Annotated in this window: 13 protein-coding genes; 3 read left to right on the top strand and 10 right to left on the bottom strand. The window is 66.9% G+C overall.

The features are described 5' to 3' along the window. The 3 genes from VLF18_RS05165 to VLF18_RS05150 form a co-directional block, all read right to left on the bottom strand. On the bottom strand, positions 1 to 302 hold a 302-nt coding region (locus VLF18_RS05165), incomplete at its 3' end, for an IS3 family transposase (protein ID WP_325278544.1). 35 nt (positions 303 to 337) lie between these two features. After that, a complete protein-coding gene (locus VLF18_RS05160) occupies positions 338 to 604 on the bottom strand; it encodes a transposase (RefSeq protein WP_325278543.1) in 267 nt (88 codons plus the stop codon). 448 nt (positions 605 to 1052) lie between these two features. Then, positions 1053 to 1997 carry an AraC family transcriptional regulator gene (locus VLF18_RS05150; RefSeq protein WP_325278542.1) on the bottom strand — a complete coding sequence of 315 codons (945 nt, stop codon included), beginning with the start codon at positions 1995 to 1997 and terminating at the stop codon, positions 1053 to 1055. Positions 1998 to 2093: 96 nt separating this feature from the next. Between VLF18_RS05150 and VLF18_RS05145 the strand changes: the two genes are divergently transcribed. Then, entirely contained in the window at positions 2094 to 2846 is a 753-nt protein-coding gene (locus VLF18_RS05145; RefSeq protein ID WP_325278541.1) for a hypothetical protein, read from the top strand. 354 nt (positions 2847 to 3200) lie between these two features. Next, positions 3201 to 4061, top strand: a complete 861-nt coding sequence (locus tag VLF18_RS05140) for a trypsin-like serine peptidase (protein ID WP_325278540.1) — start codon at positions 3201 to 3203, stop codon at positions 4059 to 4061. Positions 4062 to 4197: 136 nt separating this feature from the next. Here the strand turns inward: VLF18_RS05140 and VLF18_RS05135 are convergent, their stop codons facing one another. Both VLF18_RS05135 and VLF18_RS05130 read right to left on the bottom strand, forming a co-directional pair. Further along, the gene (locus tag VLF18_RS05135; protein WP_325278539.1) at positions 4198 to 4416 is read right to left on the bottom strand and encodes a tautomerase family protein; all 219 of its coding nucleotides are present in this window, start codon (positions 4414 to 4416) and stop codon (positions 4198 to 4200) included. A 227-nt stretch (positions 4417 to 4643) separates the two neighbouring features. Beyond that, a complete protein-coding gene (locus VLF18_RS05130) occupies positions 4644 to 5399 on the bottom strand; it encodes an SDR family oxidoreductase (RefSeq protein WP_325278538.1) in 756 nt (251 codons plus the stop codon). Between the two features lie 127 nt (positions 5400 to 5526). Between VLF18_RS05130 and VLF18_RS05125 the strand changes: the two genes are divergently transcribed. Continuing rightward, a complete protein-coding gene (locus VLF18_RS05125; protein ID WP_325278537.1) occupies positions 5527 to 6435 on the top strand; it encodes a LysR family transcriptional regulator in 909 nt (302 codons plus the stop codon). Positions 6436 to 6459: 24 nt separating this feature from the next. Here VLF18_RS05125 and VLF18_RS05120 read toward each other — a convergent pair whose 3' ends face one another. The 5 genes from VLF18_RS05120 to VLF18_RS05100 form a co-directional block, all read right to left on the bottom strand. Continuing rightward, entirely contained in the window at positions 6460 to 8055 is a 1596-nt protein-coding gene (locus VLF18_RS05120; RefSeq protein ID WP_325278536.1) for an ATP-binding protein, read from the bottom strand. Between the two features lie 339 nt (positions 8056 to 8394). Further along, entirely contained in the window at positions 8395 to 9312 is a 918-nt protein-coding gene (locus tag VLF18_RS05115) for an aldo/keto reductase (RefSeq protein WP_325278535.1), read from the bottom strand. 109 nt (positions 9313 to 9421) lie between these two features. Further along, positions 9422 to 10381 carry a threonine/serine dehydratase gene (locus VLF18_RS05110; RefSeq protein WP_325278534.1) on the bottom strand — a complete coding sequence of 320 codons (960 nt, stop codon included), beginning with the start codon at positions 10379 to 10381 and terminating at the stop codon, positions 9422 to 9424. 276 nt (positions 10382 to 10657) lie between these two features. Then, the gene (gene lysM / locus VLF18_RS05105) at positions 10658 to 11086 is read right to left on the bottom strand and encodes a peptidoglycan-binding protein LysM (protein ID WP_325278533.1); all 429 of its coding nucleotides are present in this window, start codon (positions 11084 to 11086) and stop codon (positions 10658 to 10660) included. A gap of 19 nt (positions 11087 to 11105) precedes the next feature. Continuing rightward, positions 11106 to 11690 (bottom strand): DUF937 domain-containing protein (locus VLF18_RS05100; protein WP_325278532.1); only part of this gene is annotated, 585 nt, incomplete at its 5' end.

The following is an 11690-nucleotide window of genomic DNA, read 5'->3' as shown; positions in this document are numbered from 1 at the left end:
GGCTGCAAGAGTGGCTGTGGATCACGTTCCATCGGGCGTCGCCGACGTCGACGGCGCAATGTCAGTCCCAGTGCGTCATACAGCCGCCAGGTCCGCTTGTGGTTGATGGCATGCCCCTCCTGCCGCAATTGACGATGCAGCTGCGGACAACCCCAGGCCGGATGCGCTTCGGCCAGCGCCTGCAGCCGGCGCTCAACGCGCTCGTCGGTCACCGTGCGGCCTCGCAGATGTCGTCGCTGCGACGCCCGCGACTGCTGCACAAGACGACAGGCTCGCCGCTGACTGACCTGCTTTTCTTCCATCGCCCAATCCACCGCCGCTCGGCGCTGCCTGGGCATCAGAACTTTTTTGTCAGCAGCTCTTTCAGGATCGAATGATCCAGACTCAGATCTGCGTACAAACGCTTGAGCCGGGCATTCTCCTGCTCCAGTTCCCGCATCCGCTGCAGATCCGATACCTCCATCCCGCCGTACTTCGACCGCCACTGGTAGAACGTCGCCGCACTGATGCCGTGCTTGCGCGCGACTTCCGCCACCGCCATTCCCGCCTCGGCCTCCTTCAGGATCGCCGCAATCTGTACTTCGCTGAACTTCGACTTCCGCATGGGACTCTCCTTTGCTGAGAGTCTCTACCAATCCCTGGGCTCACTTTAAGGGGGATGGACCGTCCGCCTGATGCAGAACTCGTTCGGATTTAGCGATTCGGCGATGGGGGCGCTGTATGAGATTGCATCGATACGCCAGTTCACCGGCCTGTCGCTGACGAAGCCGACCCCGGGCGAAACGACGGGCTCATTCATAAAATCGAACATGAGATGAGCTGGCAGCTAGCTGTGAAGGCTTTTGCGGCGAGGAGCGTGGCTGGCGCTTATACCAGCCGAGTGGGTGACACATGCCGACTTGGCATATAGCTTGTGTCCAATCGCAAAAATTCGCTGAATTGTGTTCGGGTTGCGGCGCACAATTGATTGGCGCGCACGGTGGATCGGGTGAGGTCAGCGGCGGCGAGTATGCAAGCAATAGCAAGCATACACACGTCGCGAAGCACTCCTGTCAGAGATGATGCGGAAAGTCTGCAGTAACGGCGTGGTATGAAGTCCGGGCCGGTGAAGGTTTGGCACCGCAACTTCTGGTGGCGTTGAGCTGGCCTCTCACCCACTCCCGCGGCGAAACCCCCGTCTTCGCCGCAAACGCCCGCGAAAACGCGGACGGATTCGCGTAACCCAATTCATCCGACAGCAGCTTGATTGGCCGCCCCGCGCGCAGGCGGTTCTGCGCGAGCACGATGCGCCAGCCGGTGAGGTAGTCGGCCGGGGTTTGTCCGACGACGTCGCGGAAGGTCGTTGCGAAGGAGGTGCGCGACATGCTGGCGGTTTCGGCGAGGCGTTCGAGTGTCCAGGCGTCGCCGGGTGCGTCGTGCATGGCGACCATCGCGCGGGCGAGGCGCGGGTGGGAAAGGCCGGTGATGAGGCCGGGGCTGATGCCGGCTTCGTGGGGGTGGTCGAGCAGCCAGCGCAGGAGCTGGATCACGACGACTTCGAACAATCGGTCGGCGAGCAGCCGCTGGCCGCAGCGGACGCGATCGGTTTCGGCGAACAGCAGGCCGAGCGCGGGATCGAGTCCGTCGACCTTCGCGAGCGGTACGGCGATCAGTGCGGGGAGGGCGCGTGCGATCGGGTGTTCGTCCGTGCTGCCGAAGCTCAATCTCGCGCAGGTGAAATCCGCCCCTTCGGCCGGCGGGTTGTGGAAGCGGTGCGTCACCGGTCGCGGATAAAGCAACACGGTGGGTTCGTGGAAATGTAGCGATTTCGGCAAATGGCGCGAGCCGGGGTGGCGTACTTCGAGTTCTCCGCGGCGCAGCACGTGGAGGTAGCCGTAGCCTTCGCGCGCGTCGAACTGCGTGATGCCGCAGAGCGCGCCGGAGTGATGCAGGTGCGCTTCGAGGCGGAATCGCTCGAGCAGGCCGGAGAGGCGGTCGATCGCGGACGTCGGATGCATGAACGAAATGGTATGTTTTGCGAACGATTAGCGTCAATTCGTTCCGATTCGATCCGCATACTGCCCGCCACACGATCACCACCACAAAGGGCAGTCATGCGATTCCATGCTTCTCGTCTTCTCGCCGCGGCGCTGCTGTCGGCGCTGGCCGGCGCCGCCGTCGCTCACGGCTCCGGTCATCAGGGCGGTATCGCCGGCAAGGCGAATACTGCTGTGCGTGCACCGTTCGATATCGTGCACACGCGCATCAGCACCGAAGGCAACACGGCGATCTTCCACATGGCGGTTTCCGGCAAGGCCGGCGCATCGCGTCCGGCGAAGTCCGGCAAGCTCGCCGGCAGCTCGGTGTTTTCGTATGTGTGGCCGACGAGCCTCGATTCGGCCATCGTCGGCTTCGAGCCGAAGGCCGGCATTCTCGCGTTCGCGGTGACGGCGCATCCGGATTTCGACGACACGCCGCTGTTCGACGAGAACGGCGACGGCAACCTCGCCAATGACGGCGATCTGTGGCATTCGCACTGGGTCGTGCTGCAGCCCGACGCGGCCTGCGGCAAGGACGCGCTGAAGGTCGTCGACATTCCCGAGGGCAGCAAGCCGCGCCTGCCGAAGACCTGGCCCGGTCTGCCGATTCTCATCGACAGTCCCGGGTGGTCGCCGACGTTCACGAATGAAACGGTCGAGGTGCGCGTGCCGTTCGACGATATCGGCGCGGTGCAAGCCGGCACGTTCGACGGCGTGACCGCGGCGCTGCGCGTCAACGCGAGCGTGCACAGCCCGCTGCTCTGCGTCGCCGACGTGTTCAAGGTCGCGTCGGGCGATCTCTCGCTGCCGGGCAGGCCGAATCGCTAGAACGGATACCGGCTGACGCGCGGTGCCAACGGGAGGGCCGGCGTCGTCGGCCGGTACGCCGTCCGGCGTGCTCTGCTGAGAGAAATGGCGCGTTCGGCACACGGTTGCCAGCGTGAGGCGTCGTCGTTCCCGAGACGACCGACGTCTCACGCTTCCCTGCCGGAGAGCGCGATGAGTACGACGCCGATCGATCTGCCGCCGACCGAACGCGAGAAGTGGGATCGCGAGACGCGACTGCGCGAACGCGAGATCGCGGTCAAGGAAGCCGAGCTCGCGCTCAAGACGAACGAAGCCGCGAGTGCAAGCTGGCGCAATCCGCTGGTCGCGGCCATTTTCGCCGCGACCGTCGCGGCGATGGGCAACGCGGTCGTGTCGGCGTTGAACGGCAATTCGCAGCGTCAGCTGGAGCGCGACAAGGCGGAGGAAGCGCGCATCCTGGAAATGATCAAGACGGGCGATCCGGAAAGCGCGGCGGAGAATCTGCGCTTTCTGCTCGAGGCCGGTCTCATCGGCGACGTCGTGCGTACGCGCCGGCTCGAAGACTATCTCGCCAAGCGCGAGCCCGGCACGGGGCCTGTGCTTCCTGGCAATACAGATATCGCTCGCGAGCGCGACGACGGAGTACCGTTGGCGTTGAGCAGCGCTGCGCTGAGAAAGGCCGGTCGCTCGGTAGGAAGCCTGCAGGTCGGCGGAGCGTCCGTCTGCACGGCGTTCGTCGTTGCTCCGTCGTTGATCGCAACGATGAATTATTGCGTCAGCGAATCGCGCGCCAGCGATGCGCTGCAGTTCAAACAGGGCGAACGGTCCTACGCGGTAGCCAGGCCGGCGCACAAGACCGGCGACGGCTCGATGCTGGAGCAGTGGGTGCTGCTGAGGCTCGAAGAAACGCGTTCCGATCTCGCGCCGTTGGAGTTGTCGGTCGTGCCGCCGACCGTCGGCGATGCGTTGCGCACGGTCTACTTCGCAGGCCTGCAAGGTCATTCGAAGGCGATTGATCAGCCGAAATGCCGGATCACGCAGGTGCTCGCGACATCGTTCAAGCACACGTGTGATATGGCCGGAGGCAGCGGCGGCGCGCCCGTCATCGGCGCCGACGGCAAGGTTGTCGGGATTTATTCGATGGGACGGGCCGGCGCGGGTGAGGGCGAGGGCGAGGGCGAGTCGGCGCGTGTCGACAGGCTGCGCGAGGCACTCGGGACGCTGACCGGAAGCTGAGGGCTTCGGTCCGCTGCCTGCCGTCGACGATCGCGATCACGCCCTGGCACCGTGTTCGGCCCACCCTCTCCCCCTCGCTCAACCCTCTCCCCCAAGCGAGCTTGAGAGAAAGGGCTCAAGGCGGGCTCCGCGTGAGCTATCTGGATTTCGGCGTTATTCCCATTTTTGCCAACGTCAGCGTCTCATCGGCGCGGCCCCAGCCGCCGTCGGCGACTTCCTCGACGAGGACCATCGAATACGGGCGCACGCTCTCGCCGAAGTATTCGACGAAGATCGCGGTGGTGCGGTGGATCAGGTCTTCCTTGCGGGCAGGGTCGAGGATGCCTTCGGGAAATTTGTAGTTGGCGAACGGCATGTCGTGTCTCCGGTGGGTTGAGCGGCGCGGTTGCGTGAGTCGATCGCGGGGCAGGCCGCGGCACGCGGTTTCAGCAGATCGCCGAGGCCGATGCGCCGCAGGAATTCGGAACGGCCGCCGTCCGGACGGTGCGTCGACGATGTCGACGGTTCGTCCGCATAGCTCACGACGGCGGCGTCCGTGTGCGTGTGGAACGGCGTGCGTCGCCGCTTCCGCTTCGCCGCGAATCATGCGAATCCGCCATTGACGCGCAGCACCTGCGAATTGACCCAGGCGCCGTCGGGTCCGGCGAGGAACGACACGGTCGCGGCGATTTCATCCGGCGTGCCGATGCGCTGCAGCGGCGACTGCGCGGCGATCTGCTCGACCTGCTGCGCGGTCTTGCCGTTGAAGAACAGCTCGGTCGCGACCGGGCCGGGCGCGACGGCATTCACGGTGATGTTGCGGCCGCGCAGTTCGTTCGCGAGCACGTGCACGAGGCCTTCGACGCCGGCTTTCGACGCGATGTACGGGCCGTAGCCCGGAAAGTTCTTCGCGATCACGCTCGTCGACAGCGCGACGATGCGGCCGCCGTCGCCGAGTTCCTTTGCAGCCTGGGCGAGTACGAGAAACGTGCCGCGCAGGTTCGTGGCGATGACGCGATCGAAGTCGGCGAGGCCCGCCTGCGCGATCGGCGCGACGGGCATCACGCCGGCGCTGTTCACGACGACGTCGATGCGGCCGAAGGCTTCGCGCGCCGTCGCGAAAAGCGTCGCGACGTCTTCGGCACGGCTGATGTCGGCCTTCGCGGCGACGGCCTTGCCGCCCGCGGCCGCGATGGCCGCAACGGTCGCGTCGGCATCGGCCGCGTTGCCGGCGTAGTTGACGACGACGGCGAAGCCGTCCGCGGCGAGTCGCTTTGCGATGGCCTGGCCGATGCCGCGCGAGGCGCCGGTGACGAGGGCGGTGCGCGTGAGGCTGGGCGTGTCGGTGGACGTGGACATGGGTTGCTCCTGGTTGACGGCGTCGAGGGCGCCATCGCGGTGATGCGCGCGTGGAGCGCATTCTTCGTGTTGTGCCTGGCCGAACAAAGCGCTAGAAACGGGTAACAGAATTCAATTTGATCCAACAATGGACCGCTTCGATTCGCTGCAGCTGTTCGTCCGCATCGTCGAGCTCGGCAGCTTCACGCGCGCGGCCGGCGTGCTCGACATCCCGCGCGCAACGGCGACGCATGCGCTCAAGAAGCTGGAAGCCCGGCTCGGCACGCGCCTGCTCGAACGTACGACGCGGCAGGTACGCCCGACCTCGGACGGGCAGGCGTTCTACGAGCGCTGCGTGCATCTGCTCGCGGAACTCGACGATGCCGAGTCGTCGCTGAGCACCGTCGCGGGCAATCCGCGCGGCACGCTGCGCCTCGATCTGCACGGCACGCACGCGACGCAGATCGTGCTGCCGCGCATCGACGAATTCCGCCGCCGCTATCCGCAGGTCGATCTCGCCGTCAGCAGCGGCGATCGTCTCGTCGACCTCGTGCGCGAAGGCATCGACTGCGTCGTGCGCGCGGGCACGCCGAAGGACTCCTCACTCGTCGCGCGCCGGCTCGCCGTGCTGCCCGAAGTCGTCTGCGCGAGCCCGGACTATCTGGCGCATTTCGGCACGCCGCGCCATCCGGGCGACCTGGCGACGCACCAGGCCGTGGGCTTCTTCGCGAGCAGCCACGACCGCCGCTATCCGTTCGAACTCGTCGTCGACGGCAGCGTCGTCGAATACGAGCTGCCGGGCTGGATCGCGGTGAACGACGCCGAAGCCTACGTCGCCTGCGCGCTGCGCGGCTGCGGTCTCGTGCAGCTGCCGCGCTATCACGTCGAACACGAACTGCGCGAAGGCAGTCTCGTCGAGGTGCTGCCGCAATGGCGCAGCACCGGCGTCACCGTGTCGGCGATGTATCCGCAGCACCGGCAGCTGTCGCCGCGCGTGCGCGCGTTCGTGGACTGGGTCGCCCAGGTGTATGCGGAGCGATTCGGCAGCGGCGAATGAGCAGCGACCGCCGCCCGCCGGACCTCAATGCGTCCGCGGCCGGTACGCCGCCTCGGTCTGCTCGGCCGGCGGCCGCTCGTCGATCGGCAGCCGCACCGTGAACGTCGAGCCTTTGCCGACTTCGCTCGTGACGTCGAGCGTGCCGCCGTGCTGCTGGACGATGTTGTAGGAGACCGAGAGTCCGAGCCCGGGGCCGACGCCGGCTTTCTTCGTCGTGAAGAACGGATCGAAGATGCGCGCGAGGTGGTCGGCCGGGATGCCGTTGCCTGTGTCCTCGATCTGCACCCAGACCGCGTCGCCGTCGCGTCCGGTCCGGATCGTGATCGTGCCGCGCCCGGTATGCGACTGTGCGGCGTTGATCAGGAGATTCAGGAAGACCTGGTTGATCTGGCCGGGCAGGCAGGCGACCGGCGGCAGCGTGCCGTATTCGCGAACGACGTCGGCCTTCGTGGTGATCTCGTGCGCGGCGACGCTCAGGGTCGTGTCGATGCTGTCGTGGAGGTCGATGAACTGCCACGCGCTGCGGTCGACGTTGGAAAACTTCTTCAGGTCCTTCACGATCTTCTCGACGCGGCTGAGGCCGTCGGAGGATTCGGCGATCAGCGGCGGTATGTCGTCGAGCACGTTGCCGATGTCGGTCGAGCGCTTGAGTTCGGCGAGCTTGCGCCGCTCGGCGCCGTCCTCGCGCGCGGACGCGACGTCTTCGTAGGCTTTCATGACCGCGACGAGGTCGGTCAGGTAGTTGGCGAGGCTGTGCAGGTTCGAGCGCACGAACGTGATCGGGTTGTTGATCTCGTGCGCGATGCCGGCGGCGAGCTGGCCGATCGACGCCATCTTCTCCGACTGCAGCAGGCGCGCCTGCGTCGTCGCCATGCGCTGGTTCAGCGCTTCGAGGTCTTCGTTGCGGACCTTGAGCTCGGCGACGGCGGCCATGCGTTCCTGCACTTCGCCCTTGAGCTGCCGGTTGAGATCCTGCAGCTGCGAGTTGATCTCGTTGATCTTCAGCTGCAGCAGGATGCCGCGGCAATATTTCACATGTACCGTCGTGGCCATGACCACGAGCGAGACGAGGTTCGTGATGACGAGAAACAGGAACACGCCGCGATAGGTCAGCGGTGGACCGATCATCTCGGCCACGGCGATGGAAGCGATGTTCGGCACCATGTAGAGCAGATACGTGCCGAGGCTTGCGCTCATGCTGATGATCGCGATCGAATTGATGCCGGCGGCGATGAGCGCCAGCATGAACAGCTGTTCGCCGGTGATCATCGGCGCGGCGAGCAGGTTGATCGCGGACATGCCGAGCCCGACGATGACCGTCGGCACGGCGAAGAACAGCAGCCGCTCGTGCGCGTTCGGGAAGCGCGCCTTGATGCGGTCGGCGCAGAGCACGATGATCAGGCGCGGAATGACGAGCACGATCAGCGCGACGAAGATCCAGCCGATGACCGGCCGATCGGGGACGATGTCGGCGATGACCCAGTAGAACACCCCGAGCACGGGCAGCAGCATCACGACCGGCACGGCGGCGCGCCGGTACAGATCGTCGACGAGGATTTCCTCGAGGCGCTCGGCGTAGGGCTGATCGAGTGCCGACAGCGTGAACGGATTGCGCATCATGATCTGGCTCCGGGACTGCGCCTGAGATCGCCTGCTACCGGTAGACATCCGGCTGTTCGCTCCGTCGGTCGGCGGAGTACACGGCATCCATTCGTAGCCTCGTGCCGTTGACGCGTTTGCCGCGTCCTATACAGATGCCGACGGCTTCGAGGCCGCGGCCCGAATCTAGCACTGTCGAAGGCGGACGGTGAATCGCGGCCGATGAAATGCGAACAAGCCGAGGATAGCGACAGGAAACTGGGCGGAGCGCGCGGCAACCGGCGAGCCCGCCTTCGCCAGTCGCCGATCGCCAACCGCTGTTTCCTGCTTTACCGGTCTGGGGCGGACTCGGCAGCGACGCTACAGCGCATCGAAATACGCCGCCATGCGCCGCGCCGTGTCGGCGTCGGGCACGGGACCGGACGCGGCGCGTAGGTTGTCGGCGAGATAGGTCGGGTTGCGCGTGCCGGGTATCGCGCAGGTCACCGCGGGCTGGGCAAGGATGAACTTCAGCGCGAATTGCGCCCAGCTCGTACAGCCGATCCCGGCGGCCCAGTCCGGCAGCGGTTTGCCGTTGGTCCTGCGGAAAACGGCGCCTTCGGCAAACGGCCGGTTGACGATCACGCCGACGCGGTGCCGCCGAGCCGCCGGGAAGATTGCGTCGGCAGCCTCGCGCTCGAGCAGCGAATAGTTGATCTGCATGAAATCGATCGCGTCGAGGTCGGTCGTTTTCAGCAGGTCGGCATAGGCCGACTTCGTGTAGTGCGTGACGCCGATGTAGCGCACGCGGCCCTCGCGCTTGAGCGCCTGCAGCGTCGGCAGATGGGTCGCGTAGTCGACGAGGTTGTGGACCTGATACAGATCGATCACGTCGCGGCCGAGCCGCTCGAACGACTGCTCGATCTGCGCGCGACCTTCGTTGCGGCCGTGCGTCCAGACCTTGGTCGCGACGAAGCTCCGCTGCTTCGGATCGTGCTGTTTCAGCAGCCGTCCGAGCGCCGCTTCGGCGCGGCCGTACATCGGCGAGGTGTCGATGACGCTGCGCGGCTGCTGCAACAGGCGTTGCAATGTCTGCGCGCCTTCGGCGTTCGCGGCCGCGTCGCCGGCATCGAAGTCGAATGCCTGCCAGGTGCCGAGGCCGATGGCCGGCAGCGGCGTGCCGTCGCGCGGAATCGCGCGTTGCAGCGCGTCGGCGGCATTGGCCCGGTGAAGCGGCGGCATGAGGATGAGGCTGCTGCCCAGTGCGGCGACGAAGCCGCGGCGCGTCAGGTTGACCATGGAGCACCTCGCGTGTCTGCGTCGTCGATGCTATCGCGTCGCAGCCCGACTGAGTCTCGTTCGTCGCAATCGTCGCTCGACGCGGCGCAGGCGCTGCCGCGCGATGCGGCTACGAAACGAGACCAGGGTCCGTATTCGCGCCGCAGACGACGACGCCGACGCGCTCGCCGGCGTGCGGCCGATACGCGCCGCCGACGAGCGCAGCCAGCGCCGTGGCGCCGCCGGGTTCGGCGACGATGCGCAGTTCCGACCAGAGCAGCCGCTGCGCGCGCAGGATCGCGTCATCGTCGACGAGCACGCTCGCGACGCTGCGCGACTGCGCGAGCGCGAACGCGATGGCGCCGATGCGGCGCGCGCCGAGCGAATCGGCGGCGACGCCGCCGACGTCGACGTCGCAGGGCTCGCCGCGCTCGAGTGCGGCATTGAGCGCGCGGCTGCGCTCGGGTTCGACCGCGACGATGCGCGTGCCCTGCGCATGCCACGCGGTGATACCGCCGACGAGGCCGCCGCCGCCGACGGCGACGAGCAGCGTGTCGAGCGGACCGGCCTGCCGTTCGAGTTCGCGCGCGAGCGTGCCCTGGCCGGCGACGACCTCGAACGCGTCGTACGCGTGGATCTCGAGCGCGCCGGTGGCGCGCTGACGCTCGCGGCTTGCGGCGAGCGCTTCGGCGTAGTCGCGGCCGCCGACGCGCAGCGTCGCGCCATAGTCGCGCAGCCGCGCGATCTTCGCCGGCGCGGCGATTTCCGGTACGAAAATCTCAGCGCGCAGCCCGAGCTTGCGCGCGACATAGGCGACGGCGGCGCCGTGATTGCCGCCCGAGGCCGCGATCAGCCCGCTGTCGGGAAGTTCCACCTGCGACAGCACGCGGTTGAACGCGCCGCGCGGCTTGAACGAGCCGCTGTGCTGCAGGCATTCGAGCTTCAGCGTGATGTCGGCATCGACGCCGGCGAAGCCGGTGCCGCCGCGCAGGGCCGGCGTGACGCGGACATGGTCGCGGATGCGCGCCGCCGCGGCGTCGATGTCGGCGCGCGTCGGCAGCGCAAGAAGGGCGGGCGGTTCGTAGGACATGCGAGAACCTGGAAAAAGAAAAGATCGTAAGTTGCGGCGAGCCGCAGGCGAACCGCACTTTCGAGGTCGTCGCCTCCGGCGAACGCATGGCGGAGGAGGGCGGCGGTACATCGTCGTGAAGGCATCGCTGCGCTTTGCGTCGCCAGGAACGGTTCGAAAGCCGGAACCGCCGTCGGAGCTCGCTTGCGTCAAGGGGGCGGCCGAACGCTTGCACCGCAAGCGTTCGGCGGGGTCGTGGGGAAGAGCAGCACGGCACAGGAGCCGTGGGGTGGATGTTTAGGGAATCCGCAGCATCTGCCCCGGATAGATCTTGTCGGGATGCTTGAGCTGCGGCTTGTTCGCTTCGAAGATCTTTTCGTATTCGCCGGCATTGCCGTAGAACTGCTTGGCGATCTTGCTCAGCGTGTCGCCGGCCTTGACCGTATACATGCGCGACTCGGAGCCGGGCTCCTTGACGTTGATGCTGTCCTCGATCTTCTCGACGCCCTTGATGTTGCCGGCGGCGAGGATCAGGCGCTCCTTGTCGGCCTGCGTCGCGGCTTCGCCGCTGATCTTGACGGTGCCGTCGACCCACTGCACGTCGACGTCCTTGACGCCGATCTCCTTCTCGATGTGTTCCTTGATCTGCCCGGGCGCCTTGGCCGGGTTGGCGACCGCGTCCAGCACCTTCGCGCCGGCGTCTTTCATGAAATCGAACAGTCCCATGTTCCGCTCCTTTGGTTGGTCAACGCCGCGTGGCAGCGATCACACTGCCGCCCACATTCAACAAATCGGACAAATCCACATCGCCGTCGCCGTCGCGGTCGAGCACCGCGCCGAGCAGGCCGCCGCCGATGCCGCCGGCTTCGCGCGTGCGGCGGGTCTCGCCGCCGAGCATGTCGGTGAGGCCGCCGGGGCCGAGGCCCTGCTGGCGGTTCATGCGCGCGAGCACGGCCATGACGATCGGCGCGAGCATGGCCATGAGCTGGCCCGCGTTGGCGCCGCCGAGTCCCGTGGTCTGGCCGAGGCCCTGTTCGGCCTGACCGCGACGGTTGCCGAAGATGTGGCCGAGGATCGCGCCGCCGACGCCGCCGAGCCCCGTATCGATACCGCCGCCGCGCGGCGAAGGCGGCGGGCTGCTGCCCATGCCACCGAGTACGGCTTCGGCCAAAGAACCGAGGCCGCTGCCGGCACCGCCGCCGCCGCCGAACAGACCGCCGAGCAATCCGCCGAGATCGGCGCCGTCGTGATCACCGAGCGCGGTGTGCAGCGCGTCGGCGCCTTGCGGCGTCGAGGCGTTCTTCGCCATCGCGCCGACCATGAGCGGCAG

It is taken from the genome of Tahibacter sp. (assembly GCF_035481375.1).
Taxonomy (GTDB): Bacteria; Pseudomonadota; Gammaproteobacteria; order Xanthomonadales; family Rhodanobacteraceae; genus Tahibacter.
Note: the sequence above shows the minus strand (reverse complement) of the source record. Positions and strands in the feature narration are given on the sequence as shown.

Bases quoted from the DNA above. Each gene is read 5' to 3' on its own strand.
- VLF18_RS05160 (WP_325278543.1), bottom strand. From the start codon at position 604: ATGCGGAAGTCGAAGTTCAGCGAAGTACAGATTGCGGCGATCCTGAAG.
- VLF18_RS05150 (WP_325278542.1), bottom strand. From the start codon at position 1,997: ATGCATCCGACGTCCGCGATCGACCGCCTCTCCGGCCTGCTCGAGCGA.
- VLF18_RS05145 (WP_325278541.1), top strand. From the start codon at position 2,094: ATGCGATTCCATGCTTCTCGTCTTCTCGCCGCGGCGCTGCTGTCGGCG.
- VLF18_RS05140 (WP_325278540.1), top strand. From the start codon at position 3,201: ATGGGCAACGCGGTCGTGTCGGCGTTGAACGGCAATTCGCAGCGTCAG.
- VLF18_RS05135 (WP_325278539.1), bottom strand. From the start codon at position 4,416: ATGCCGTTCGCCAACTACAAATTTCCCGAAGGCATCCTCGACCCTGCC.
- VLF18_RS05130 (WP_325278538.1), bottom strand. From the start codon at position 5,399: ATGTCCACGTCCACCGACACGCCCAGCCTCACGCGCACCGCCCTCGTC.
- VLF18_RS05125 (WP_325278537.1), top strand. From the start codon at position 5,527: ATGGACCGCTTCGATTCGCTGCAGCTGTTCGTCCGCATCGTCGAGCTC.
- VLF18_RS05120 (WP_325278536.1), bottom strand. From the start codon at position 8,055: ATGATGCGCAATCCGTTCACGCTGTCGGCACTCGATCAGCCCTACGCC.
- VLF18_RS05115 (WP_325278535.1), bottom strand. From the start codon at position 9,312: ATGGTCAACCTGACGCGCCGCGGCTTCGTCGCCGCACTGGGCAGCAGC.
- VLF18_RS05110 (WP_325278534.1), bottom strand. From the start codon at position 10,381: ATGTCCTACGAACCGCCCGCCCTTCTTGCGCTGCCGACGCGCGCCGAC.
- lysM (WP_325278533.1), bottom strand. From the start codon at position 11,086: ATGGGACTGTTCGATTTCATGAAAGACGCCGGCGCGAAGGTGCTGGAC.